The sequence below is a fragment of the Pseudonocardia tropica genome, assembly GCF_040105315.1.
GTDB classification, from domain to species: domain Bacteria; phylum Actinomycetota; class Actinomycetes; order Mycobacteriales; family Pseudonocardiaceae; genus Pseudonocardia; species Pseudonocardia alni.
The window spans coordinates 222,543-246,621 of the sequence record NZ_JBEDNP010000002.1 but is presented as its reverse complement, the minus strand read 5'-3'; the positions used below and the strand labels follow the sequence as shown (position 1 = coordinate 246,621).

The window sequence follows — 24,079 nt, the reverse complement described above, 5'->3', positions numbered from 1 at the left end:
GGTGGCGCATGTCCGGCGAGCAGGAGACGTTCAACCCGTGGACCGTGGTGAACCTGGTGTTCCACCACCTGGCCGACCAGGGTCTGCACCCGGTGCTCGGGGAGGCCGGGGACCCGGCCGCGGCCGCGACCGGGCTGCTGCGGTCGATGGGGATCGCCCCGGCCCCGGAGAAGGCGGGTCCGGCCGACCCGGACGTCCAGGACGAGCTGGCCGAGCTGCGCCGCCGGATCATGCCCGGGATCGAGTGACGGTGCACCGGTGATCTAGGTTGCGCTCCGCACCGGACGGACCGGTCCGCGAGGAGGGGCGCCGATGGAGCAGCAGACCGAGCGCGCGATCGTGCAGCGGCAGCTCGAGGAGCTGCACCGGGCGGTCGGGAGCCCCGGTGGGGTGCCCGACGGGCGGGTCGTCGCCTACTACCCGCCGTCGATGGCCGGGCGGGCACAGCTGTTCGGGCTGGCCGCCACCGACATCGAGGGCACCCAGTGGGAGGTCGGCGACGCGGGGGTCCGCTTCCCGCTGCACTCGATCTCCAAGGTGTTCACCTACGGCCTGGCACTGGAGGACAACGGCCGCGAGGAGGTCCTGCTGCGGGTCGGGGTCGAGCCCTCCGGCGACCCGTTCAACTCGATCAGCTTCGACGAGGTCAACCACCGCCCGTTCAACCCGATGATCAACGCGGGGGCGCTGGTCGCGGTCAACCTGGTGCACGGCGCCACCAGGGAGGAGAAGGTCGAGCGGCTGCTCACCCGGCTGCGGATCTACGCGGGCAACCCGGACCTGGCCGTCGACGAGGACATCCTCGCCGAGCAGCTGGTGTCCAACGACCGCAACGTCGCGCTGTCGTACCTGATGCGCAGCCTGGGGATGCTGCACGGCAACATCGAGGACAACCTCTACGTCTACCTGGCGGCCTGCTCGGTGACCGTGACCGCCGCGGAGCTGTCGACGATGGCGGCGACCCTGGCCCGGGGCGGGGCGAACCCGTTCACCGGGGTGCCTGCGCTGCCCCGGACCTACACCCGGGACGTGCTCAGCGTGATGAGCATGTGCGGCATGTACGACGCGGCGGGCCAGTGGGCCTACGAGGTCGGCATCCCGGCCAAGTCGAGCGTGTCCGGGGCGATCCTGGCGGCGATCCCGGACGCGATCGGGGTCGGCGTCTACTCCCCCGGGCTGGACCGGCACGGCAACTCGGTGCGCGGGGTCGCGGTGTGCCGGGAGCTGTCGGACCGGTTCGGGCTGCACGTGTTCGCCGACCCGTCGGAGTCGCGGCTGGGCCGGATCGTGCGTCCGGGCCGGCGGGAGGAGGCGACCGAGATGTACCCCTCCGGCGACGGGTGGCTGCCCGACGGGCTCTGACCGCCCGGCCCGCCCTCGACGGACGGGTGTCAGACCGCCGTCGTCGTGACAGGGTGTGCTCCTCGACGTCCGCCGTCCCGGGAGCAGGTCGCATGTCCGCATTGGATTCCGTCGCCGACCGCGCGGTGCGCCAGGCCGGTGCCTACCGGTTCCACCGCCGCCACCGCACCGAGGCGTCGGCGCTGCTCGCCACGATCGAGGCCGAGCGCGGCCCGACCGATCCGGCGCTGACCCGGGCGTGCGACGCCTACGCCGGCGACGTGCTGGGCTGGCGCGGCTACGCACCCTGGCTGCGCGTCTACACCGCGGTGGCCGGGGAGTTCCGGGAGGGCTGGATCCCCGACAACTACTACGGCCGGGTCGTGCTGCCCGCCGTGCAGGGGCCCTACGGCGAGGTCTCGAAGCTCAAGCCGCTGTCACGGCGGCTGCTGCAGTCCGACCTGATCGCCGACGTCGCCTACTGGGTCAACGGCGGCCTCTACGACCGCGACCTGCGCCACCTCGACCGCGCCGCGCTCGCGTCGGTGCTGTTCGCCGGCACCGACCGCGCGGTGTTCAAGTCCGACGACTCCATCCAGGGCGACGGCGTTCACGTGCTGCACCGCGACCGCTTCGACCCGGCCTCGGTCGACCGGCTGCCGTCGGGGGTGTTCCAGAGCTGGGCCGAGCAGCACCCGCTGCTGGCGACGTTCACCCCCGGCTCGGTGGCCACGATGCGCGTCACGACCGCGGTCGCCGACGACGGGACGGCGTCGCTGCGGGCTGCCTACCTGCGCTTCGGGCGCGCCGTCGACACCCACGTGCGGTCGGGCAGCCACGTGCGCGTGGCCGTCGGCCTGCGGGACGGCCGGCTCGCCGCCGAGGGCTTCACCCCCCGCTGGACCACGCTCACCGCGCACCCGGACTCGGGGACCGGGTTCGCGGGCGTCGCCGTCCCCGGGTTCGCGGCCTGCGTCGACGCGGTGCTGGAGCTGCACCGCCGGATGCCCTTCGCGCGGTGCGTCGGGTGGGACCTGACCGTCGACGCCGACGAGCGGCCGGTCGTGCTGGAGTGGAACGCCGGGCACAACGACATCAAGTTCTCCGAGGCCACCCAGGGCCCGTGCTTCGCGGACATGGGCTGGGAGCGGTTGTGGCGCCCCGTGGCCCGGATCCCGGCCCCGCGGCGGCCGGGGCAGTAGGTTCTGCGACCGGACACCCCCGACGAAAGGGACACCGATGGTCGCGCAGGCCGAACGCGAACTGGTCCAGCAGCAGCTCGAGGACCTCCGCCGCACCTGCACCGCCGGCAGCGGCGTCCTGCTGCCCGGCGAGGAGGTCGTCAGCTACTACCCGGCGTCGATGGAGGCCCGGGCCGAGGAGTTCGGCCTGGCCGGCACGAACGTCGACGGCACGCAGTGGCAGGTCGGCGATTGCGACGTCCGTTTCCCGCTGCACTCGATCTCGAAGGTCTTCACCTACGGGCTCGCGCTGGAGGACAACGGGCTCGACGAGACGCTGCGCCGGGTCGGCGTCGAGCCGTCCGGTGACCCGTTCAACTCCATCACCTTCGACGAGGCGCACAACCGGCCGTTCAACCCGATGATCAACGCCGGGGCGCTGGTCGCGGCGAACCTGGTCAAGGGGGCCACGAAGGAGGAGCGGGCGCAGCGGCTGCTGGAGCGCAACCGCGTCTACACCGGCAACCCGTCGCTGGAGATCGACCGCGCGGTCCTCGACGAGCAACTGGTCTCCAACGACCGCAACCTCGGGCTCAGCTACCTCATGCGGAGCCTGGGGATGCTGCACGGCGACATCGACGACACCCTCTACGTCTACCTCGCCGCCTGCTCGATCACGGTCACCGCACCGGAGCTGTCGGCGATGGGCGCGACCCTGGCCCACGGCGGGGTCAACCCGCTGACCGGTGAACGGGCGCTGCTCCGCGAGCACCTGCGCACGGTGATCAGCGTGACGAGCATGTGCGGGATGTACGACGCCGCGGGCGAGTGGGCCCACGACGTCGGCATCCCGGCCAAGAGCGGCGTGTCCGGCGGGATCATGGGCGTGCTGCCGCGGTGGTTCGGGCTGGGGGTGTACTCCCCCGGCCTGGACCGGCACGGCAACTCCGTGCGCGGGGTCGCGGTCTGCCGGGAGCTGTCCCGCCGCTTCGGGCTGCACGTGTTCGCCGACCCGTCGGAGTCCCGCTTCGGCCGCGTGGCCCAGCCCGACTGACCTGCCCACCCCCTCGGGACCGCACTCATGGAGCAAAAGCCCGGTGCCACGGGGCTTTCGCTCCATGAGTGCGCACCCGGGGACGGGGCGCGGCGGGTCAGAGCGAGGCGATCAGGCGGTCGACCCGCTCGTCGACGGCGCGGAACGGGTCCTTGCACAGCACGGTGCGCTGGGCCTGGTCGTTCAGCTTCAGGTGCACCCAGTCGACCGTGAAGTCCCGCCCGGCGGCCTGGGCGGCGGCGATGAAGTCCCCGCGCAGCTTCGCCCGGGTCGACTGCGGCGGGGTGTCCTTGGCCGCCTCGATCTCGCCGTCGTCGGTGACCCGGTCGACCAGCGCCTTGCGTTGGAGCATGTCGAACAGGCCGCGGCCGCGCCGGACGTCGTGGTAGGCCAGGTCGAGCTGGGCGACCCGGGCGCTGGAGAGGTCCAGGTCGTGCTTGGCCCGGTAGCGCTCCACCAGCCGGTGCTTGATCGCCCAGTCGATCTCGCGGTCGATCTTCGACAGGTCCTGGGACTCGACGGCGTCGAGGGTGCGGCCCCACAGCTCGACGACGCGCGCCATGGCCGGGTCCGGGTGCCCGGTCGCCTCCAGGTACTCCACGGCGCGGGCGTGGTACTCGCGCTGGATGTCCAGCGCCGAGGCCTCCCGGCCGCCGGCCATCCGGACCGGGCGGCGCCCGGTGAGGTCGTGGCTGATCTCGCGGATCGCGCGGATCGGGTTGTCCAGGGTGAAGTCCCGGAACTGGACGCCGGCCTCGATCATCTCCAGCACCAGCGTCGCCGACCCGACCTTCAGCAGGGTCGTCACCTCGGACATGTTCGAGTCGCCGACGATCACGTGCAGCCGCCGGTAGCGCTCGGCGTCGGCGTGCGGCTCGTCGCGGGTGTTGATGATCGGCCGGGACCGGGTCGTCGCCGAGGAGACACCCTCCCAGATGTGCTCGGCCCGCTGGGACAGGCAGTAGACGGCGCCGCGCGGGGTCTGCAGGACCTTCCCGGCACCGCAGATGAGCTGGCGGGTGACCAGGAACGGCAGGAGCACGTCGGCGATCCGGGAGAACTCGCCCTGCCGCGCGACGAGGTAGTTCTCGTGGCAGCCGTAGGAGTTCCCCGCGGAGTCGGTGTTGTTCTTGAACAGGTAGATGTCCCCGCCGATGCCCTCGTCGACCAGGCGCCGCTCGGCGTCGACGAGGAGGTCCTCGAGGATCCGTTCGCCTGCCTTGTCGTGCGACACGAGCTGGGTCAGCGAGTCGCACTCCGCCGTGGCGTACTCGGGGTGCGACCCGACGTCGAGGTAGAGACGGGCACCGTTGCGGAGGAAGACGTTGGAGGACCGGCCCCACGACACCACCCGGCGGAAGAGGTAGCGCGCCACCTCGTCCGGGGACAGTCGGCGCTGCCCGTGGAAGGTGCACGTGACACCGAACTCCGTCTCGACCCCGAAGATCCGACGCTGCATGCCGTTCAGGGTAGGCGCCCGACCCCCTCTACTGTCACGACTGTGAGTGGATGGTTCGAACGCGTCGCCCGCAGGTCCCGTCGTCTGGACCGCGGGGTGGACTCGGTCTCCCGGGCCGACCGGGCGGTCACCGAGTTCATCGCGAGCCGTCCACCGAGCCGGGTGGACACCTCGTTGCGGCGGCTCACCCGCACCGCCGACCACAGCGTGCTGTGGTTCGCGATCGCCGCGGCGCTGTCGGTGCGCCGGGGGGCCGGGCGCAAGGCGGCGATGCGCGGGATCGCGTCCATCGCGCTGACCAGCTTCACCGCGAACGCGCTGCTCAAGCCGTTGCTGCCGCGCCGACGGCCGGCCGCGGCGGAGCTGCCCGCCTACCGGACGGTGGCCGACCCGCCGTCGTCGTCGTCGTTCCCGTCGGGGCACGCCGCCTCGGCCGCGGCGTTCGCGACGGCGGTGGTGATGGAGAACCGCCGGGCCGCGCCGGTCGTGGTGCCGCTGGCGGCGCTGGTGGGCTGGTCGCGGGTGCACGTGGGCGTGCACTGGACCTCCGACGTGCTGGTCGGCGCGGCGATCGGGACCGGCGTGGCGAAGCTGACGGACCGCTGGTGGCCGGTGCGGCCCAGCGACGAGGCCCGCGCCCGCCCGATCGACACCGTCCCGGTCCTGCCGCAGGGCGAGGGCCTGGTCATCGTGTCGAACCCGTTCTCCGGACCGCCCGACCACGACGTGTCCGAGGAGGTCCGGGAGCGGCTGCCCGCGGCGCACCACCTCGTCGTCGGGGACGGGGTGAAGGTCGAGGACATGCTGACCGACGCGATCGCCGAGCGCGGGCAGTGGGTGCGCGCCGTCGGCGTCGCCGGCGGGGACGGCACCGTCGCCACCGCCGCCGCGGTCGCCGACCGGCACGGCCTGCCGCTGGTCGTCGTGCCGGGCGGGACGCTGAACCACTTCGCCCGCGACGTCGGCGTCTACGACACCCAGGAGGCCGTCGACGCCACCCAGGCCGGCGAGGCCGTCGCGGTCGACCTGGCGCTGGTCGAGGCCCACCCGGGCCGCCTCGACGACCCGCACGACATCTCGGTCACCCGCACCCGCTACTTCATCAACACCGCCTCGATCGGCTCCTACCCGGAGCTGGTGCGGCTGCGGGAGCAGTGGCAGCCGCGCTACGGCAAGTGGCCTGCGTTCGCCGCGGCGCTGATCACGGTGCTGCAGCGCTCGGAGAAGATCTCGGTCCGGATCGGGGACCGCTGGTACAAGGTCTGGTTCCTGTTCGTCGGCAACGGTCCCTACCACCCGCGCGGCGCGGTGCCCGCCTGGCGGCCGACACTGGACTCGGGCCTGCTCGACGTCCGGTGGCTGCGCGCCGACGTGCGGTTCTCCCGGCTGCGGGTGGTGCTCGCCCTGATCCTGGGGGCCCTCGGGCACAGCCGGGTCTACCACCAGCGGGAGGTGCCCCGCCTCGACGTCGAGCTGCTGGAGCCGAGCATGCTGGCCACCGACGGCGAGGTCGTCGAGGAGGCCGGGCGCTACACCTTCCGGGTCGCCGAGAAGCCGATCCCGGTCTACCGCCGCGACGAGGACCGCTGGACCGGGCGGGACCGCCCGTTCCAGGGATGAGCGGCGTGCCGACGGGCACCGTGGCGACGGACACCGTGGCGACGGGCACCGTGCTGCTGCGGTCGGTGCGGCCGCTGCGGCCCGGCTGCGACGGCCTGGGCGGCCCCGTCGACGTGCTCCTGGACGGGGGCCGGGTGCGCGCCGTGGGCGCCGGGCTCGACCCGGGCGGCGCGGAGCTCGTCGCGTGCGACGGGCGGGCGCTGCTGCCGGGGCTGTGGGACCACCACGTGCACATGGCGCAGTGGGCGCTGGCCCGCCGCAGGCTCGACGTGTCCGGCGCGCGCTCGGCCGCCGACGCCGCGGCACTCGTCGCGGCCCGGATGGCGACCGCGCCGCCCGCCGTCGGTGAGGTGCTGGTCGGGTTCGGGTTCCGCGACGCGCTGTGGCCCGACGAGGCGCACCGCTCGCTGCTCGACCCGGTCACCGGTGACACCCCGGTCGTGCTGGTGTCCGGGGACCTGCACCAGGGCTGGCTCAACGGCGCCGCGCTGGCCCGCTTCGGGCACGGCGGACACCCGACCGGCCGGATCCGGGAGTCGGAGTTCTTCGCCGTCGTGTCCCCCGCGCTGCAGGACGCGCCGACCGAGGCCCTCGACGGGTTCGTCGCCGACGCCGTCGCCGCGGCCTCGGCGCGCGGGGTGGTGGGCGTTGTCGACTTCGAGGCGCCGTGGTCGCTGCCGGACTGGCGGCGCCGGATCGCCGGCGGCACGACCGGGCTGCGGGTCGAGGCGTCGGTGTGGCCCGACCGCCTCGACGACGCCCTGGCCACCGGGCTGCGCAGCGGCGACGTCGTCGAGGGCACCGGGGGCCTGCTCACCGCGGGCCCGCTGAAGGTGATCACCGACGGGTCGCTCAACACCCGCACCGCCTACTGCTACGACCCCTACCCCGCGCCGCCGGAGAACCCCCTGGAGCACCCGTGCGGGCTGCTGCTGGTCCCGCCGGCGCAGCTGCGCCCGCTGCTGGCCCGGGCGCACGCGGGTGGGCTCACCGCGGCGTTGCACGCCATCGGTGACCACGCCAACACCCTCGTACTCGACGCGTTCGCCGGGACCGGGGCCCGCGGGCGGGTCGAGCACGCCCAGCTGCTCACCGGCGACGACGTGCCCCGCTTCGCCGGGCTCGGCCTGGTCGCGAGCGTGCAGCCCGAGCACGCCCTCGACGACCGCGACGTCGCCGACCGGCTCTGGGCGGGCCGCACCGACCGGGCGTTCGCGTTCGCGACGCTGCACCGCGCCGGGGCCCGCCTCGCGCTCGGCTCCGACGCCCCGGTGGCGCCGCTGGACCCGTGGATCGCGCTCGCCGCGGCCGTGCACCGCACCGCCGACGACCGGGACCGCTGGCACCCCGAGCAGGAGATCGACCGGGCGACCGCGCTCGGGGCGTCGTTCGGGGTGGTGGACGGCTCGGCCGCCGCGGTCGTCGTGGGCGCGCCCGCCGACCTCGTGCTGACCGACGCCGACCCGACCTCCTGCGACCCGGCGACGCTGCGGGCCATGCCGGTCGCGGCGACGCTCGTCGGCGGCCGGTTCACCCACCGCGCCGGTGTCTGACCCGCAGGTCTGCGAGCGGGTCGGGCTCCCGGGCGGGCCGCTGGACCTGCTGCGCCCCGCCGACCCGGACGCCGTCGCGTTCGACCCGGTCGCCGTCGACGAGGGTGTGGAGGAGCTGCACCCGCCGCACTGGGCGCGGCTGTGGCCGTCCGGGCGGGCGCTGGCGACGGCGCTGGACACCGCCGGCCCCGCCCTGCTCGCCGGACGCTCGGTGCTGGAGCTGAGCTGCGGGCTGGGGCTGCCGTCGCTGGTGGCCGCCCGGGCCGGGGCGCACCCGGTGCTCGCGACCGACCGCTCCCCCGCAGCTCCGGGGTGGGTGGCGGCGACCGCGCGCCGCGCGGGCCTGCGGGTCGCGACGGCGGTCGCCGCGTTCGACGGCGCCGACGACGCCGTCGGCGGCCGCACCTGGGACCTGGTCCTGGCCGCCGACGTGCTCTACGGCGCGGCCGCCGCCGACGCGCTCACCGCGCTGCTGCCGCGGGTGACCGGCCCGGACGGGCAGGTGTGGCTGGCCGACCCGGGGCGCCCCGAGGCGCCGCGCTGGCTCGCCACGGCCCGGGAGACGTGGACGGTCACGACCCGCCGGCTGCGCGACGGGGTGGACCTGCACGTCCTGCGCCGCCCCTGACCGTGCGGCCGGGGCCGCCGCCACTGCGGATGCCGTCGCACCGACCGGCTGCGATCATGGCCGGTGCACCGCGCAACGTACTCCGGAAGGGGTTCCGCCATCCTCCGCCTGCCTCGGGCCGCCGCCTTCGCCGGCCTGGCCGTCACGTTCGCCGTGGTGATGCTCGGGGCGACGATGCCGACCCCGATGTACGCGCTCTACCAGCGCGAGCTCGGGTTCTCCCCCACCGTGCAGACCGTGGTCTTCGCCGTCTACGCGGTCGGTGTGCTCGCCGCGCTGCTGGTCACCGGCCGGTGGTCGGACCAGCTGGGGCGGCGACCGGTGCTGCTGGGCGGGGTGGCGCTGTCGCTGGCGTCGAGCGTGGTGTTCCTGGTCGCGGGTCCGGTGTGGGTGCTGCTGGTGGGGCGGCTGCTGTCCGGGTTCTCCGCCGGGATCTTCGCGGGGGCGGCGACGGCCGCGGTGATCGAGGCCGCACCGCAGTCCTGGCGGGAACGTGGGGCCGCGGTCGCGACCGTCGCCAACATCGGCGGGCTCGGGCTGGGCGCGGCACTCGCCGGGGTGGCAGTGGAGTTCCTGCCCGCGCCGCTGCACCTGTCCTTCGCGGTGCACGCCGTCGCCGTCGCGCTGTGCGGGCTGCTCGTGCTGGGCGCCCCGGAGACGGTGACCGACCGGCCCGCGCACCCGGCGCTGCGGCCGCAGCGGCCCGAGGTGCCGCCCGCGGTGCGCGCGGTGTTCGTGCCCGCGGCGACGGCCGGGTTCGCCGGTTTCGCGGTGCTGGGCCTGTTCACCGCGCTGTCCCCGCGGATCGTGTCCGAGCTGGTCGGGAACCCGAGCCATGCCGTCGCCGGGGCGATGTCGCTGTTGCTGCTGGGTGCCTCGGTCCTCGCGCAGCTCGTGGTCCGCACCGCGCCCACCGAGCGGATCCTGGACCTGGGCTGTGTGCTGCTGGCGGCCGGGCTGGTGCTCGTCGCCGTGTCGGTGGCGCAGGGTTCGATGGTCGAGCTGGTGGCCGGCGCGGTGGTCGCCGGGGTCGGTCAGGGCATGACGTTCTCCAAGGGGCTGGCCGCGGTGAACGCGCGGGTGGAGGCCCACCAGCGGGCGGGGACGACGTCGTCGTACTTCGTCGTGGTCTACGTGGCGATCTCGCTGCCGGTCGTCGGGCTGGGGGCGGCCAGCCAGGCGTGGGGGCTGCGGACCGCGGGCATCGTGTTCTGCGTCGCGGTCGCGGTGCTCGCGCTGCTGGCGCTGGCGGCGCTGCTGGTCATCCAGCGGCGCGACGCGCGCGCCCCGGTCTGACCACTCCGGTCGCCGTTGTTCATGAACGAGCATTCGGTTATGTTCGTCGGCGCCGACCCGGGCCGACGAGAGGACCGACCTCCAGGATGTTCGAGACGACGACCGAGATCACCGACCTCCAGCGGCTCCTCGACGCCTCCGTCGCGGGCGCGGGCGACCACCTGCGCACCATCGTCACCCCCGGGGAGCGGACGCTCACCGCCGAGCAGCTCGTCCGGGTCGCCACCGGCATCTGCACCCTGGCGCTGGCCACCACCACGCGGCGGGGCGAGCCCCGCGTCAGCGGCGTGGACGGGCACCTCCTGCACGGCGCGTGGGTCGTGGGCACCGACCCGCGCGCGGTCAAGGCCCGCCACCTCGCGGCCCGCCCCGCGGTCAGCGCCGCCCACCTGCGCGGCGACGACCTCGGGATCTTCACGCACGGGACCGCGCACCCGCTCAACCCGGCCGGCGCGCCCGCGCACCCCCGGTGGCCCGCGACCCTCGACCACCTGCAGCGCTGCTACGGACCGGAGGGGTTCGTCTGGGACGAGGTCGTCTTCTACCGGATCGAGCCGACCTGGATGGTCGCCTACAGCCCCGACCCGGCCGGCCTCGCCGGGTCCGCGGCGCCCGTGGCGCCGCCCGCCTGAGAGGGTGAGCCGTGCCCCGTCGCAAGCAGGTCCCCGACGCGGACGTCCTCGACGCCGCCCTCGACGTGCTGCACGCCCGCGGGCCGCAGGCGCTCACCTTCGCCGCGCTGGCCGGGGCGAGCGGGCTGGCCCCGGCCACGCTCGTGCAGCGCTTCGGCGGCAAGTCCGACCTGCTGCGCCGGACCCTGCTGCACGCGTGGGACCGGCTCGACCGCGAGACCGCCGGGAGCGGGGCCCGGGCGGAGCGCACGCCGGAGGGCGCCGTCGCGTTCCTGGTCGGGCTCTCCGGGCAGTACGGCGGGATCGACAGCTACGCCGACGCGCTGCTGGTCCTGCGCGAGGACCTCCTCGACCCCGACGTCCGACGACGGGGCGCCGCCTGGCGGCAGGCGCTCACCGACGTCCTCGACGCGTGCCTGGCCGGCACCCCGGGCGCCCCGGACGGCGCCGGCGCGCTCCTGGCGACCCACTGGCAGGGCGCCCTGCTGTGGTGGAGCTTCGACCCCCGGGTGCCGGTCGCCGAGCACGTGGAGCGGGAGCTGACCCGGTTCGTGGCCGCGGTGCTCACGCCTCCGGCAGGTTCTGCACGTGCCGGAACCCGAACCGGCCCTTGATGCACAGGTGCCCGTGGGTGACCGAGTGGTCCGCCGGGCTGGTGACGTTGACGATCTCGCCCCGCTGCACGTGCAGCTCCAGGTTGCAGCCGACCCCGCAGAACGAGCAGATCGTCGTCGTGACGGTCTCCTCGTCGGGGTGCCAGTCGCCGGCCTCGCGGCGGTCGTGCTCGGCGACTGACTTCAGCGCCCCGGTCGGGCAGACCCCGATGCAGTTGCCGCAGTAGACGCACGCCGACCCGGGCAGCTCGACGTCGTGCTCGGTGGCGATGCGGGCGTCGAACCCGCGGCCCGCGGCGGCGATCGCGAAGGTGAACTGGGCGTCGGTCCCGCAGGCGTTGACGCACTTGTAGCACATGATGCAGCGCGAGTAGTCCCGCACGTAGAGCTCGTTGTCGATCTTCACGGGCTGGGCGACGGTCGCCCGGGTCGCGCCGTCGGGGGCCGGGTGGTGCCCGGCGTGGCGGCGGTCGCGCTCCCCCGCCGCGGCGGGCGGCGCGGGCGGTCCGTAGCGCTCGGGGTCGACGCCGTGGTCGGTCATCCAGCGCGCCACGTCGGCGCCCGCCTGGGTCATGTCCACCGACGACGCCAGCAGCTCCAGCACCATCCGGCGGCTGTGCCGGACCTTGTCGGTGTCGGTCCGCACCTGCATGCCGTCCTCGCAGCGCCGCGCGCAGGAGGGCACCAGCGCGCGGGAGCCCTCGACCTCGACCACGCAGACCCGGCAGGCGTTGACCGGGTCCATGTTCGGCGCCCAGCACAGGGTGGGGGTGTCGGCCTGGGCGGGCGAGCCCTCGCGGTGCAGGGCGTCGAGGATCGTCGCGTCCTCCGGGACCCGGACCTCGGTGCCGTCCAGCGAGACGGTGACGGTCCGCCGGATCGCGCCGAGCATCACCGGGCCGCCGGCCAGCCGTTCGGCCGGTCCGGGACCGGAGCCCGCCGGGTCGGCCACGGTCACGCCGACCGCGCCGGCCCCGTTCGTGCGGTGCAGGGCGGCGACGCCCTCCCCCGCGCCGGGCCCGTCGCCGGGGGTGCCGTCGCCCGACGACGCGTCCGCCTCGGGCGCGCCGTCGACCTCCCCGGCCCGGGGCGCCCGCGAGCCGCCGCCCGGCCCCATCGGGCCCTTGCCGCTGGTCGTGGTCATCGACGCCCCCCGTGTCCGTTCGACGAGTGCGACGGCGCCGCGATCAGTCCCAGGTCGAGTGCGGAGGCGACGGCCGACGGCGCGGTCTGCCCGAGCCCGCAGATCGACGCGTCGCGCATGACGCGGGCGAGGTCGTCGAGCAGGGCCAGCTCGGCCTCCCGCGACCCGAGCGGGGCCCCGCGTTCCAGCCGGGCCAGCGCCTCCTCCTGGCGCACCGTCCCGACCCGGCACGGCACGCACTGCCCGCAGGACTCGTCGCGGAAGAAGGCCGCGATCCGGCGGAGGGTGGCGGTGAGGTCGGCGCGGTCGTCGAACACGAGCACGACGCCGGACCCGAGGGTGGCGCCGATGTCGCGGGCCCCCTCCAGGGTGAGGGTCACGTCGAGGTCCTTCGGGAGGACGAACCCGCCCGCGGCGCCGCCCAGCAGCACGGTGCGCAGCGTGCCGCGGGTGCCGCCGGCGAGGTCGAGCAGCTCGCGCAGGGTGGTGCCGAAGTCGACCTCGTACACCCCGGGGACGCCGACGGCACCGGACACGCAGAACAGCTTCGACCCGGTGGACCGGCCCCCGCCGACCGCGGCGAACGCCCCGCCGCCGATGTTCAGCACCTCCAGCACGTTGTAGAGGGTCTCGACGTTGTTGATCGCGGTCGGCTTGCCGAACAGCCCCGAGGTCGCCGGGAACGGCGGCTTGTTCCGCGGCTCGCCCCGGTAGCCCTCGATCGACTCCAGCAGCGCGGTCTCCTCACCGCAGATGTAGGCGCCCGCCCCGCGGCGCAGGTCGATGTCGAAGGCGAAGCCCTCCCCCATGACGTCGTCGCCGAGGTGGCCGCGCGCCCGGGCCGCGGCGATCGCGTCCTGCAGCCGGCGGGTGGCCAGCGGGTACTCGCCGCGGATGTAGAGGTGCCCGACGGTGGCGCCGGTGACGTAGCCGGCGATCGTCATGGCCTCGACCAGCCCGAACGGGTCGCCCTCCATGAGCACCCGGTCCTTGAAGGTGCCCGGCTCGGACTCGTCGGCGTTGCAGACGAGGTGGTGCGGGCGCTCCGGGGACTGCGCGACGCCCTCCCACTTGACGCCGGTGGGGAACGCGGCGCCGCCGCGCCCGGTGAGCGAGGCGTCCTTCAGCTCGGCGATCACCCGGGTGGCGCCGAGGCGCACCGCGCGGCGCAGCGCCGCGTAGCCGCCGCGGGCGCGGTAGTCGTCGAGCGAGGTGGGGTCGACGACGCCGACCCGGCGCAGCAGCCGCAGGTGCTCCCCGGTCCGGGTCTGCGGGGCCGAGACGGTGGTGTCGGCGAAGGCCCGGTCGGCCTCCGACGCCTGCTCCCCGTCCGGGTCGGCGGGCGCGTGCGCCGTGGCGAGGACGGCCTGCGGGGTCGCGGGGGCCTGGGACAGGTCGGGCTCGCCCGCGCGCTGGTGCAGCACCGCGGGTGCCCGCTCGCACAGTCCCAGGCAGGGGCTGCGCACCACGCAGGCGCGCCCGCCGTCGAGGTCGCGCTCCAGCGCCGCGACGATCTCCTCGCCGCCGGACGGGCCGCACGCCACGTCGTCGCAGACGTGCACCACCCGCGGGGCACGCGGCTCGACGGAGAACATCGCGTAGAAGGTGGCGACGCCGTACACCTCGGCCGGCGGGACCTGCAGCGTCCGCGCGACGTGGTTCAGCGACCCCTCCGACAGCCAGCCCGCCGCGTCGTGCACCGCGTGCAGCAGCGGCAGCAGCAGGTGGCGCCGCGAGCGGGCGGCGTGCCCGGCGTGCGCCGACCGGGTCGGCCGGTCCCCCGCGGTGGCGTCCGCGGCGGTGGGGGCGAGCAGCGCGAACGCGGCGTCGATCGTGTCCCGTTCGGCCGCGGTCGGTGCGGCGGTGGAGATGTGGAGATCCATTCACAGCCTCTCGATCCGCACCGCGGTCGCCTTGAACTCCGAGGTCCCCGACTTGGGGTCCCAGGCGTCGTTGGTGAGCACGTTGACGTCGACCTGCTCGGTGAAGTGCGGGGTGAACGACGCCAGCCCCGGCCGCAGCGACCGGTCGACCCACACCGGCGCCTCGACACTGCCGCGACGGCTGGTGACCCGCACCCGGTCGCCGTCGGTGACGCCGAGCGCGGCGGCGTCGGCCGCGTCGATGCGCAGCGACTCGCGGCGGCGCAGCGGCGAGGCGTAGCCGCCGGTCTGCACCCCGGAGTTGTAGGCGTCGAGCAGCCGCACCGTGGTGAGCCGGATCGGGTACTCCTCGGTGAGCTCGTCGGCCGGCGGGACGTGCTCGACCGGGGTGAACGGCGCCGGCGTCCCGCGCTCGGCCGGGTCGTCGGCCCACAGCCGGGTGTGCATCAGCGGGGTGCCCGGGTGGTCCTGCGCGGGGCAGGGCCACTGGATGCCGCCGAGGGTGTCGAGGCGGTGGTAGCTCATGCCGTGGTGCCAGTTCAGCGACACCGAGCGCAGCTCGTCCCACACCTGCTCGGCGGTCGGCTCGCCCCAGTCGTGCCCGAGGCGCTGCGCGACGCCGCAGATGATGTGGGTGTCGGGGCGGGCCAGGCCCGGCGGGTCGAGGGCCTTGCGGACCCGCTGGACGCGGCGTTCGGAGTTGGTGACGGTGCCCTCGTACTCGCACCAGTCCGCGGCGGCGGGCAGCACGACGTCGGCGAGCTCGGCGGTGGCGGTGCGGAAGATGTCCTGCACGACGAGGTGGTCGAGCGAGAAGAGCAGGTGCCGGGCGTGGGTGGCGTCGGCCTCGGACTCGGCCGGGTTCTCCCCGATGCAGTACAGCGCGCTCATCTCCCCGGCCTCCATCGCCTCGAACATCTGCGACAGGTGCCGGCCCGGCCGGTCGGGGAACTCGACGCCGCCGTAGACGGTGTGGAAGCGGGCGTGCGCGTCGGCGTCGGACACGTCGTAGCCGCCGGGCAGCTTGGCCGGGATGGCGCCCATGTCGCCGCCGCCCTGCACATTGTTCTGCCCGCGCAGCGGCACCAGGCCGGAGCCGTAGCGGCCGACGTGCCCGGTCAGCAGCGCGAGGTTGATCAGGGCGAAGACGTAGTCGGCGGCGTTGTGGTGCTCGGTGATGCCCAGCGTCCAGCAGATCTGGGCGCGGTCGGCGCGGCCGTAGGCGTGCGCCAGCTCCCGGATCGACGACGCCGGGACCCCGGTGATCTCCTCGGCGCGCTCGAGGGTGTACGGCTCCACCGCGGCCCGGTAGTCCTCGAAGCCGGTGGTGGAGCGCTCGACGAACGCGTGGTTCACCAGCCCGGCGTGGATGATCTCGCGGCCGACCGCGTTGGCCAGCGCGATGTCGGTGCCCACGTCGAGCCCGAGCCAGGAGTCCGCCCAGTGCGCGGTGGAGGTGTGACGCGGGTCGACCGAGAACATCCGGGCACCGGAGCGGATCCCCTGCAGCACGTGGTGGAAGAAGATGGGGTGCGTCTCGCGGGCGTTACTGCCCCACAGGACGAGGAGGTCGGCGTTCTCCGCCTCGACGTAGGCGGAGGTGCCGCCGCCGGCACCGAACACTGCCGTCAGACCGACGACGCTGGGAGCGTGTCAAGTGCGGTTGCAGCTGTCGACGTTGTTGCTGCCCATCACCGCCCGGGCGAACTTCTGGGCGACGTAGTTCATCTCGTTGGTCGCCTTGGAGCAGCTGAACATGCCGAAGCGGTCCCCCGGGACACCGGCGAACCCGGCCGCGGCGCGGTCGAGGGCCTCGTCCCAGGACGCCGGGCGCAGCACCCCGTTCTCGCGGACCAGCGGCTCGGTGAGGCGGACGTGGCGGGGCCGGAAGCCCCGGCGCGATCCCTGCGGGCGGGTGGCGGTCATCGTCGGCCTCCGGCGTGGTGGTTCCCTCGGCTCCCCGCACCGTAGCAAGGTCGAGACCCGCGTCACACCCCTTCGAGCTCGTCGCCGGTCACCAGCGGGAACCACGGCGGCAGCGGCGCCGTCCCGCCCGCGACGGCCACCGGGCGCCCCAGCTCCCCCGCCGTGCGGGCGCGGACGGTGCGGACCCGCCCCCCGGTGTGCAGCCGCACCGCGGGCAGCGGGCGGGCCCGGGCCGCGGCCAGCTCGGCGGGGGTGTTGACGTTGGTCAGCGACGCCAGGTCGGGGTCGAGGCGGGCCAGCACCGGGTCGCTGCGCAGGGTCTGCTCGTCGATGCGGCGGACCGCGACCCGGTCGAACAGCGACGGCGGGCGGCCCTGCCCGGCCGCGGTCAGCCCGTCGATCACCGGGGCGAGCGCGGTGGCGTAGGCGGCGGCGAGCGGCTGGTGGTGCCCGAACGCCTCGGGCAGCGCGACGTCGTGCTCCCCGCGCAGGTCCAGCACGCGCGCGGCGAACGCGGGGTGCAGCAGCGGCAGGTCGGTGGAGGCGACGAACGCCGCCTCCACCCGGCCGGCGACCGCGGCCAGGCCGGCGCCGATCGCGGGCAGCGGCCCGAGCCCCGGGACCGGGTCGTCGACGACCTCGGTGCCCGGCGGAAGCTCCGGCAGCTCCTGCCCCGCGGCACGCACCACGACCAGCGGCCCGTCCACCGCCCGGCCCAGCACGGCGACGGTGCGGGTCAGCATCGCCGCCCCGTGCCAGTCCAGCGACGCCTTCGGCGTCCCCATCCGCGACGACGCACCGCCCGCCGGCACGATCCCCGCTCCCGGCCGCCGCCCCCCGTACCCGCGCACGGGGCCGATCCTGCTCCTACTCTGGGAGGCCGACAGCAGGAGGGATCGAATGGGACGGCTGACCGTGCGACGCCCGGTACTGCACCTGAACCCGGACGGCAGCACCCGGTCGCGTCCGGACACCCTCGTCGCCGAGGAGCCGCTGGAGCTGCGCGTCGGGGGGAAGGCGCTGTCGGTCACGATGCGCACCCCCGGCCACGACGTGGAGCTCGCCCACGGGTTCCTGCTGACCGAGGGCGTGATCGGCTCCGGGCCGGACCTGGCCGGGGCCCGCTACTGCAACTCCGTCGACGAGCACGGCCGCAACACCTACAACGTGCTCGACGTCGACCTGGCCGAGGGCGTCGCCCCACCGGACGCGTCGGTGGAGCGGAACTTCTACACCACCTCGTCGTGCGGGGTGTGCGGGAAGGCCTCGCTGGACGCGGTGAAGCTGAAGACCCGCCACTCCCCGGCGGCGGACCCGCTGCGGATCGGCCGGGAGCTGCTGCTGGAGCTGCCCGACCGGCTGCGTGAGCACCAGAAGGTGTTCGGCTCCACCGGCGGGCTGCACGCCGCCGCCCTGTTCGACGCCGACGGCGGCCTGCTCGCCGCCCGCGAGGACGTGGGGCGGCACAACGCGGTGGACAAGGTGCTGGGCCGGATGGTGATGGACGGCCGCGTGCCCGCCACCGGCACCGTGCTGATGGTGTCGGGGCGGGCGTCGTTCGAGCTGGTGCAGAAGGCCGTCATGGCCGGGGTGCCGGTGCTGGCGGCGGTGTCGGCGCCGTCGTCGCTGGCGGTGGAGCTGGCCGAGGAGTCCGGAATGACCCTGGTCGGGTTCCTGCGCGGACGGACCGGCAACGTCTACACCGGGGCCGAGCGCATCGACCTGTAGGGCCGGGGGCGGGTCAGGCCCGCGGGGTGAGCGTGGCCCAGGCCCGCTCGTGCCGGTCCGCCACCCGGCGCAGCCGCCCCGCGGTCCCGGCCGGCCCGACGAGCGCGGCGACGGTGGCGACGACCACGGCGCAGCCCGCGACCTGCCAGCCGGTGAGGGTCTCCCCGAGCACCAGCATGCCCAGCACGACCGACAGCACCGGGTGCACCAGCAGCAGTGCACCCGCGGTGCCCGGTGCCAGCCCGGCCGAGCCGCGGCCGATCAGCACCCAGGACACCACCTGCCCGGCCAGCGCCAGCACGATCAGCCAGGCCCACGTCGTCGCGGGCAGCGCGACGGCGATCCCGCCCCCGGCGACGCCGACGAGCCCGCAGGTCACCCCGGCCCCCACGGTCGCCAGCGCGACCGGGGTCACCAGGTGGCGCGGACGGCCCCGCGACACCGAGCGGTTCAGGTGCAGGAAGCCCGCGTAGGCGACCCCTGCGAGGGTGCCGAGCACCGCGCCGCGCACCGGCTCCGGTCCGCCCGCCCCGGCGCCGAGCACCCCGCCGGCCAGCGCGATCCCGCCCAGCAGCAGCGGCGCGGCGTACACCAGCCTGCGCGGGACCCGCTCCCCGGCGACCACCCAGGCGATCAGCGGCAGCGCCAGCACCTGGATGTTGAGCACGACGTTCGCGATCCCCGCTCCCGCGTCGAGCACCGCGCGGGTCCACAGCAGGAAGTCCGCCCCCAGGAACACCCCGGACAGCAGCGACCAGCCGACGGTGGCGAGCGGGAGACCGCCCGCGCGCCGGTACTCGGCCAGCGCCCACGGCCCCAGCACGACCAGGGCCAGCACGCACCGCCAGACCGACGCCGTCGCCGGGTCGGCGCCCGCGAGCGCGACGAGGATGCCGGTCCAGGCCAGGACCGAGGCGCCGGCGAGCAGGAGGAGGGCGGAGTGCGGGTCGGGGGCGGTGCGTACGTTCACCTGATCCACGATCCCGGCCCGCACCGCGAAGCTCCAATGATTGTTCCTACCCGGTACCGCTAAGATATTCTGTGTGATCTCCTGGGACCGGCTGCGCGTGTTCGACGCCGTCGCCGAGCACGGCTCGGTCGGCGCCGCCGCGGCCGCGCTGCACATCACCGGACCCGCGGTGACCCAGCAGCTGCGCAAGCTCGAACGGGAGACCGGCACCCGGCTCGTCGAACCGGACGGGCGGGGCATCCGGCTCACCGCCGCCGGGCACGTACTGGCCGGGCACGCGGCCACCGCGGCGGCGACCGTCGCCGGTGCCGAGCGCGACCTCGCCGCGCTGCACGACGACGCCGCGGGCCCGCTGCGGATCGGCTCGGTCGCGAGCGCGCTGCGGACCCTGCTGCCCGAGGTCATCGACGGGCTGGCCGCCGCGCACCCCCGGCTGGTCCCCACCGTCGACGACGGCGAGGTCGTCGACCTGCTGCCCGCCCTGCAGTCGCGCGACCTGGACGCGGTGCTCATGGAGAGCTGGACGCAAGCCCCGGCCCGGCTGCCCGCCGGGATCCGGGTGACCGCGCTGGCCACCGAGCCCGCGATGCTCGCCGTCCCCGCCGACGACCCGCTCACCGGGCCCGACCCGGTGCCGCTGCGCACCCTGGCCGGACGGGTGTGGACCTCCGGCCCGGTCGGCACCGAGCCCTACGAGGCGCTGCTGCAGCTGCTGCGCGGCGTCGGCACCGAGCCGGACATCCGCTACCGGGTCGGCGACTTCGCCACCCAGCTGGCACTGGTCCGCGCGCGGCTCGCGATCGCGCTGGTCCCGGGCATGGCGGTGGCGGGGTCCGCCGTCCCCGGCGGCACCGGCCCGGTCCCGGTCACCGCCGACGACGGCGTGCGCCTGCTGCCCTGCCGGCCCGCGGCGGGCCGCGCACTGGTCCTGGCCACCCGCCGCTCCGACGCCGACCTCCCCGCGCTGCGCGCCCTGGTCGACGGCCTGCGCGCCGCGGCGGCCCGCATCATCCCCGCCTGACCCCCGGGTCCGCAGCCACACCCCCTGGCCGCCTCCCACACCCGTCGCGACGGGTGTGGGAGCCCGGCAGGGGGTGTGGATCCGTTCAGGCGAGCATGTCGCGCACCATCGGAATGACCCGGGTGCCGTACAGCTCGACCGCGCGCAGCCGGGCCGACACCGGCTGCGGCCCGACGGTGTAGATCAGGTCGAAGCGCTGGGCGCCCAGCGAGCGGACCGAGTCGGCGATGCGGCGGGCCACCGTCTCCGGGGACCCGACGTGCAGCGCCCCGTCGGAGACCTCGGCCTCGAACCGGGCGCGGTCCAGCGGCGGCCAGCCGCGCTGGGCGCCGATCCGGTCCATCTGCGCCTTGTACGGGGCGAAGAAGATCTCCTTCGCCTCCTCGTCGGTGTCGGCGACGAAGCCCGGCGAGTGCATGCCCACCGGCTTCGCCGCGTGCCCGAACTGCTCGACGGCGCGGTGGTAGAGGTCGACGTAGGGCGCGAACCGTCCGGCCGGGCCGCCGATGATGGCGAGCATCAGGCCCAGGTCGTGGCGGGCGGTGCGGACCACCGACTCCGGCGAGCCGCCGACGCCGACCCACACGGGCAGCCGGCGGCCGGTCGTCGGGAAGACCTCGACGCCGTCGAGCGCGGCGCGGGTGGCGCCCCGCCAGGTCACCGGCTTCTCGTCGAGGAGCTGCACGAACAGCTCCAGCTTCTCCTCGAACAGCTGCTCGTAGTCGTTCATGGAGTAGCCGAACAGCGGGAAGGACTCGGTGAACGAGCCGCGGCCCACGATGACCTCGGCGCGGCCGTCGGACAGCGCGTCGAGGGTGGCGAAGCGCTGGTACACCCGCACCGGGTCGTCCGAGCTGAGCACGGTGACGCCGGAGGACAGCCGGATCCGGGAGGTGCGGGTCGCGATCCCGGCGAGCACCGTCTCCGGGGTGGTGATGGCGTACTCGGGGCGGTGGTGCTCCCCCAGCGCGACGACGTCGACACCGGCCCCGTCGGCCAGCACCACCTCGTCGACGACCTGGCGGATGGCCTGCGGGTGCGACAGCGGCGTGCCGTCGTCGCCCACCGGCACGTCGCCGAAGGTGTCCATGCCGAACACGATGTCGCTCATCCGCTCCCCCAAATTGGTTGATTCTTCAACCATCATGCCACGTGCGGGGGCCGTGCGTGGACGGGGCCCGGAACGGGAAACCCGGGCACATGCGACGTACCGCGCCCGCGCTGCTGGCCCTGTTCCTGCTCGCCGGCTGTGGCACCGCCGCACCCACCGTCGACGTGGACGACCCGATGGGGACCGCGGGCGACGCGGTCGCCTCGATCGGCGCGATCGACATCCGCGACGCGGCCATCGCCCCCGCCGAGGACGTCGAGGGCGGGATCGCCCACCCCGCGGGCTCCGACGTCGCGCTGCGCTTCGTCGCGGTCAACAGCGGCGACGCCGCCGACCGGCTGGTCTCGGTGAGCTCCCCGCTGGCCGGGGACGTCGACGTCAGCGGCGAGCAGGCCCTGATCGGCGGCTCGACGCTGCTGGTGGGTGACACCGGGTCCGCCGTCCCCGCCGCCGCGGCGTCGGTCACCCGGGCCACGGTGACCCTCGACGGCCTGCGCCGGTCGCTGTCGGTCGGCCCGACCTACCCGGTCACCCTCACCTTCGAACGGGCCGGGTCGGTCACCCTCGAGCTCCCGGTCGACGACCCCGACCGCGGCTGAGTCCGCTCAGCGCTCGCGCGCCCCGAGGCGACGCAGGAGGTTGGCCGCGAACCGGTCCCCGGTCGCGTCCATCGTCGCCTTCATCGTGCGGGTCACCACCGGCGCCGCGAGCCGCGACAGCGGCATGTCCACGTCGACGGTCAGCGAGATCTCCAGGTGCGTCGCCGGCGAGCCGTCCGGCTCCGGGTCGGCGTCGCTCAGCGCGTAGTAGCCCTCCGCGCCCGCCCACTCGGTGACCCCGGTGGGCGGTGCGTGGGTGAACTCGATCCGCTTGCCCTCGACGAAGGTCATCCGCTCGGTGAACACCGGCTTGATGCCCACCCCGAGTACCGCGATACGCACCATGTGCCAGCGCCACAGCTCGTAGCCGTCGACGGCGGCCTCCCGCGCGGAGTCGGCGTCGATCCGGTTGAGCAGCGGCGTCAGCGTCGGCAGCGCAGCGGGGTCGGTCAGGACGCGCCAGACGTCGTCGCGCGACGCCGTCACGACGGCCTCCGACGCGGTGGTCGCGGAGAAGCGGGTCAGGACGCCCCGTCCCCACCCAGTGCCCCACCGGCGGCCGGGCTGTCGTCCCCGCCCGCCACGTCGGGCTCGGGCTCCTCGGTGCCGCGGTTCGCGGTCGGCAGCAGGTCGGCCAGCGCCGCGCCCTCGAGACGGCGGAAGGTCCGCCGCGGCCGGGTCCGGTCGAGCACCGCGACCTCGAGCGCCTCGGCGCCCAGGATCCGCGGCTGCGCGTTCGCGCCGTTGCCGGGCGACGCCGGGTCCGCGCCCGGAACCTGCAGCCCGCCCAGCGCGACCTCGATCGCCGCACCCAGCTCCAGGCCGTGGGAGTACGTCTCGGACAGCTTCTGCGAGATCGGCTCGGTCTGACCGCCCATGACGACGAACCGCGGCTCGTCGGTGATCGACCCGTCGTAGGTGATCCGGTAGAGCTGGTCCCCGGCGGCCTCGACGCCCACCTCGGCGACGCACAGCTCCACCTCGAACGGCTTCTGCTGCTCGACGAACGCGGTGCCCAGCGCCTGGGCGTAGGCGTTGGCCAGCATCCGGCCGGTCACGTCGCGCCGGTCGTAGGTGAACCCGCGGAAGTCGGCCATCCGGATCCCGCCGGTGCGCAGGTTCTCGAACTCGTTGTACCGGCCGACCGCGGCGAAACCGATCTTGTCGTAGATCTCGGAGACCTTGTGCAGCGCCGTCGACCGGTTCTCCGCGACGAACAGCACGCCACCGGCGTAGGTCAGCACGACCACGCTGCGGCCACGCGAGATGCCCTTGCGGGCCAGCTCGGAACGGTCGCGCAGCAGCTGGTCGACGGAGGAGTAGAACGGCATCGTCATGGGGAGGCGCTCCAGGCTCGTGCTTCGTGCGGGGAGGGGGTCAGCGGGAGGGACCGCCCGGGCGCTCCCGGCGCCCGGCGATCACCTGGTCGACGACGGCGGCGATCTCGGCGTCGTCGCGGCGCGCGGCGCCCTCGGCGGTGATGCCGACGACCACCGGGTAGATGCGACGCACGGTGTCCGGCCCACCGGTGGCGGTGTCGTCGTCCGCGGCGTCGTAGAGCGCCTCGACCGCGGTGCGCACCGCACCGTCGAGGTCCGCGGCCGGGTCGTGCAGCTTCTTCAGCGACGACTTCGCGAACACCGAGCCGGAACCGACGGCGTGGAAGCCGAGGTTCTCGTCGTATCGGCCGCCGGTGGGGTCGAAGGTGACGATCCGACCGGCCTGCGACGGGTCGGCGGCGTCGGTGTCGTAGCCCGCGAACAGCGGGACGACGACGAAGCCCTGCATCGCCGCACCCAGGTTCTGGCGGACCATGCCGGCGAGCTTGTTGGCCTTGCCGTCGAGCGAGAGCGGGACGCCCTCGAGCTTCTCGTAGTGCTCGAGGTCGACCGAGAACAGCCGGACCATCTCCAGCGCGATCCCCGCGGAGCCGGCGATGCCGACCGCGGAGTGGGTGTCGGTGACGAACACCTTCTCGATGTCGCGCTGGGCGATCACATTGCCCGCGGTCGCGCGCCGGTCACCGGCGATCACGACGCCGCCGGAGAACAGCAGCGCGACGATCGTGGTGCCGTGCGGGACGCCCAGGGCGTCGGCGGAGGTGCCGGGACCGGCTGTCCGGTCCAGGCCCGCGCCGGGGAGCAGGTGCGGGGCCGCGCCGCCGACGAAGTCGGAGAACGACTGCGACCCGGTCAGGAAGGTGCCGAGCTGACCCGTGTGGTGCCCGGGCACCAGCCCGGAGGTGACCGACGGCCGGAACTCCATCTCTCGGACGTGCCTTTCGTTCGAACTGCGTGCGCCGGTGGTCCCGCTCCCCCA

23 protein-coding genes are annotated in these 24,079 nt (G+C 74.8%); 13 read left to right on the top strand and 10 right to left on the bottom strand.

The features are described from left to right. Window positions 1–8: 8 nt before the first annotated feature. The 4 genes from WHI96_RS04445 to glsA (WHI96_RS04430) all read left to right on the top strand — a co-directional run bounded on the left by WHI96_RS04445 (window position 9) and on the right by glsA (WHI96_RS04430) (window position 3,576). A complete protein-coding gene (locus WHI96_RS04445) occupies window positions 9–248 on the top strand; it encodes a hypothetical protein (protein WP_345650769.1) in 240 nt (79 codons plus the stop codon). 64 nt (window positions 249–312) lie between these two features. Next, entirely contained in the window at window positions 313–1,362 is a 1,050-nt protein-coding gene (glsA, locus tag WHI96_RS04440) for a glutaminase A (protein WP_345650766.1), read from the top strand. A gap of 92 nt (window positions 1,363–1,454) precedes the next feature. Beyond that, on the top strand, window positions 1,455–2,543 hold the full coding sequence (locus WHI96_RS04435; protein ID WP_345650764.1) for a sugar-transfer associated ATP-grasp domain-containing protein: 1,089 nt from the start codon (window positions 1,455–1,457) through the stop codon (window positions 2,541–2,543). Between the two features lie 37 nt (window positions 2,544–2,580). Further along, complete coding sequence (glsA, locus tag WHI96_RS04430; RefSeq protein ID WP_345650761.1) at window positions 2,581–3,576, top strand: glutaminase A; 996 nt, start codon at window positions 2,581–2,583, stop codon at window positions 3,574–3,576. A gap of 97 nt (window positions 3,577–3,673) precedes the next feature. Here glsA (WHI96_RS04430) and pafA read toward each other — a convergent pair whose 3' ends face one another. Beyond that, the gene (gene pafA, locus WHI96_RS04425) at window positions 3,674–5,035 is read right to left on the bottom strand and encodes a Pup--protein ligase (protein ID WP_345650758.1); all 1,362 of its coding nucleotides are present in this window, start codon (window positions 5,033–5,035) and stop codon (window positions 3,674–3,676) included. Window positions 5,036–5,077: 42 nt separating this feature from the next. Here pafA and WHI96_RS04420 point away from each other — a divergent pair, with 42 nt between their 5' ends. The 6 genes from WHI96_RS04420 to WHI96_RS04395 all read left to right on the top strand — a co-directional run bounded on the left by WHI96_RS04420 (window position 5,078) and on the right by WHI96_RS04395 (window position 11,378). Further along, on the top strand, window positions 5,078–6,655 hold the full coding sequence (locus WHI96_RS04420) for a bifunctional phosphatase PAP2/diacylglycerol kinase family protein (protein WP_345650755.1): 1,578 nt from the start codon (window positions 5,078–5,080) through the stop codon (window positions 6,653–6,655). Window positions 6,656–6,660: 5 nt separating this feature from the next. Continuing rightward, window positions 6,661–8,208 carry an amidohydrolase gene (locus WHI96_RS04415; RefSeq protein ID WP_345650753.1) on the top strand — a complete coding sequence of 516 codons (1,548 nt, stop codon included), beginning with the start codon at window positions 6,661–6,663 and terminating at the stop codon, window positions 8,206–8,208. After that, on the top strand, window positions 8,201–8,836 hold the full coding sequence (locus WHI96_RS04410; protein ID WP_345650751.1) for a class I SAM-dependent methyltransferase: 636 nt from the start codon (window positions 8,201–8,203) through the stop codon (window positions 8,834–8,836). Before WHI96_RS04415 ends, WHI96_RS04410 begins: the two co-directional genes overlap by 8 nt. Before the next feature lie 63 nt (window positions 8,837–8,899). Beyond that, complete coding sequence (locus tag WHI96_RS04405; protein ID WP_345650749.1) at window positions 8,900–10,132, top strand: MFS transporter; 1,233 nt, start codon at window positions 8,900–8,902, stop codon at window positions 10,130–10,132. 86 nt (window positions 10,133–10,218) lie between these two features. After that, a complete protein-coding gene (locus WHI96_RS04400) occupies window positions 10,219–10,764 on the top strand; it encodes a pyridoxamine 5'-phosphate oxidase family protein (protein WP_345650746.1) in 546 nt (181 codons plus the stop codon). Between the two features lie 11 nt (window positions 10,765–10,775). Continuing rightward, on the top strand, window positions 10,776–11,378 hold the full coding sequence (locus WHI96_RS04395; RefSeq protein WP_345650743.1) for a TetR family transcriptional regulator: 603 nt from the start codon (window positions 10,776–10,778) through the stop codon (window positions 11,376–11,378). Here the strand turns inward: WHI96_RS04395 and WHI96_RS04390 are convergent. The 4 genes from WHI96_RS04390 to WHI96_RS04375 form a co-directional block, all read right to left on the bottom strand. Then, complete coding sequence (locus tag WHI96_RS04390) at window positions 11,329–12,522, bottom strand: 2Fe-2S iron-sulfur cluster-binding protein (protein WP_345650740.1); 1,194 nt, start codon at window positions 12,520–12,522, stop codon at window positions 11,329–11,331. The genes WHI96_RS04395 and WHI96_RS04390 overlap by 50 nt on opposite strands. Further along, window positions 12,519–14,405, bottom strand: a complete 1,887-nt coding sequence (locus WHI96_RS04385) for an NAD(P)H-dependent oxidoreductase subunit E (protein ID WP_345650737.1) — start codon at window positions 14,403–14,405, stop codon at window positions 12,519–12,521. The genes WHI96_RS04390 and WHI96_RS04385 overlap by 4 nt, the downstream gene beginning before the upstream one ends. Continuing rightward, window positions 14,406–16,331: a molybdopterin oxidoreductase family protein gene (locus WHI96_RS04380; RefSeq protein ID WP_345650734.1), complete on the bottom strand. Its 1,926-nt coding sequence runs from the start codon at window positions 16,329–16,331 to the stop codon at window positions 14,406–14,408. Between the two features lie 62 nt (window positions 16,332–16,393). Next, window positions 16,394–17,182, bottom strand: coding sequence for a molybdenum cofactor guanylyltransferase (locus WHI96_RS04375; protein ID WP_345650731.1), 789 nt, complete (start codon window positions 17,180–17,182; stop codon window positions 16,394–16,396). A gap of 49 nt (window positions 17,183–17,231) precedes the next feature. On the opposite strand from WHI96_RS04375, the gene fdhD reads away from it, so the two are divergent. After that, window positions 17,232–18,059 (top strand): formate dehydrogenase accessory sulfurtransferase FdhD, encoded by an 828-nt coding sequence (fdhD, locus tag WHI96_RS04370; RefSeq protein WP_345650729.1) that lies wholly within the window; start codon window positions 17,232–17,234, stop codon window positions 18,057–18,059. Between the two features lie 13 nt (window positions 18,060–18,072). Here fdhD and WHI96_RS04365 read toward each other — a convergent pair whose 3' ends face one another. Then, window positions 18,073–19,029, bottom strand: coding sequence for a DMT family transporter (locus tag WHI96_RS04365; RefSeq protein WP_345650726.1), 957 nt, complete (start codon window positions 19,027–19,029; stop codon window positions 18,073–18,075). 73 nt (window positions 19,030–19,102) lie between these two features. Here WHI96_RS04365 and WHI96_RS04360 point away from each other — a divergent pair, with 73 nt between their 5' ends. Next, window positions 19,103–20,050 (top strand): LysR family transcriptional regulator, encoded by a 948-nt coding sequence (locus WHI96_RS04360; protein ID WP_345650723.1) that lies wholly within the window; start codon window positions 19,103–19,105, stop codon window positions 20,048–20,050. Between the two features lie 85 nt (window positions 20,051–20,135). On the opposite strand, the gene WHI96_RS04355 is transcribed toward WHI96_RS04360, so the two are convergent. Next, the gene (locus tag WHI96_RS04355) at window positions 20,136–21,161 is read right to left on the bottom strand and encodes an LLM class flavin-dependent oxidoreductase (RefSeq protein ID WP_345650720.1); all 1,026 of its coding nucleotides are present in this window, start codon (window positions 21,159–21,161) and stop codon (window positions 20,136–20,138) included. Window positions 21,162–21,250: 89 nt separating this feature from the next. Between WHI96_RS04355 and WHI96_RS04350 the strand changes: the two genes are divergently transcribed. Then, window positions 21,251–21,760 carry a copper chaperone PCu(A)C domain-containing protein gene (locus WHI96_RS04350; protein ID WP_345650717.1) on the top strand — a complete coding sequence of 170 codons (510 nt, stop codon included), beginning with the start codon at window positions 21,251–21,253 and terminating at the stop codon, window positions 21,758–21,760. 6 nt (window positions 21,761–21,766) lie between these two features. Here WHI96_RS04350 and WHI96_RS04345 read toward each other — a convergent pair whose 3' ends face one another. Genes WHI96_RS04345 through prcB form a run of 3 tightly spaced genes read right to left on the bottom strand, consistent with a single transcriptional unit; the run spans window position 21,767 to window position 24,025 of the window. Next, window positions 21,767–22,285 carry an SRPBCC family protein gene (locus WHI96_RS04345; protein WP_345650867.1) on the bottom strand — a complete coding sequence of 173 codons (519 nt, stop codon included), beginning with the start codon at window positions 22,283–22,285 and terminating at the stop codon, window positions 21,767–21,769. Further along, window positions 22,282–23,097 (bottom strand): proteasome subunit alpha, encoded by an 816-nt coding sequence (gene prcA, locus WHI96_RS04340; protein ID WP_345650715.1) that lies wholly within the window; start codon window positions 23,095–23,097, stop codon window positions 22,282–22,284. Before prcA ends, WHI96_RS04345 begins: the two co-directional genes overlap by 4 nt. A 40-nt stretch (window positions 23,098–23,137) precedes the next feature. Further along, window positions 23,138–24,025, bottom strand: a complete 888-nt coding sequence (gene prcB / locus WHI96_RS04335; protein WP_345650713.1) for a proteasome subunit beta — start codon at window positions 24,023–24,025, stop codon at window positions 23,138–23,140. Window positions 24,026–24,079 lie beyond the last annotated feature (54 nt).

Coding starts and splice junctions, on each gene's coding strand:
- WHI96_RS04355 (WP_345650720.1), bottom strand. CDS start 21,161: ATGAGCGACATCGTGTTCGGCATGGACACCTTCGGCGACGTGCCGGTG.
- prcA (WP_345650715.1), bottom strand. CDS start 23,097: ATGACGATGCCGTTCTACTCCTCCGTCGACCAGCTGCTGCGCGACCGT.
- glsA (WP_345650766.1), top strand. CDS start 313: ATGGAGCAGCAGACCGAGCGCGCGATCGTGCAGCGGCAGCTCGAGGAG.
- WHI96_RS04435 (WP_345650764.1), top strand. CDS start 1,455: ATGTCCGCATTGGATTCCGTCGCCGACCGCGCGGTGCGCCAGGCCGGT.
- prcB (WP_345650713.1), bottom strand. CDS start 24,025: ATGGAGTTCCGGCCGTCGGTCACCTCCGGGCTGGTGCCCGGGCACCAC.
- WHI96_RS04445 (WP_345650769.1), top strand. CDS start 9: ATGTCCGGCGAGCAGGAGACGTTCAACCCGTGGACCGTGGTGAACCTG.
- fdhD (WP_345650729.1), top strand. CDS start 17,232: ATGGGACGGCTGACCGTGCGACGCCCGGTACTGCACCTGAACCCGGAC.
- glsA (WP_345650761.1), top strand. CDS start 2,581: ATGGTCGCGCAGGCCGAACGCGAACTGGTCCAGCAGCAGCTCGAGGAC.
- WHI96_RS04400 (WP_345650746.1), top strand. CDS start 10,219: ATGTTCGAGACGACGACCGAGATCACCGACCTCCAGCGGCTCCTCGAC.
- WHI96_RS04390 (WP_345650740.1), bottom strand. CDS start 12,522: ATGACCACGACCAGCGGCAAGGGCCCGATGGGGCCGGGCGGCGGCTCG.
- WHI96_RS04385 (WP_345650737.1), bottom strand. CDS start 14,405: ATGGATCTCCACATCTCCACCGCCGCACCGACCGCGGCCGAACGGGAC.
- WHI96_RS04350 (WP_345650717.1), top strand. CDS start 21,251: ATGCGACGTACCGCGCCCGCGCTGCTGGCCCTGTTCCTGCTCGCCGGC.
- pafA (WP_345650758.1), bottom strand. CDS start 5,035: ATGCAGCGTCGGATCTTCGGGGTCGAGACGGAGTTCGGTGTCACGTGC.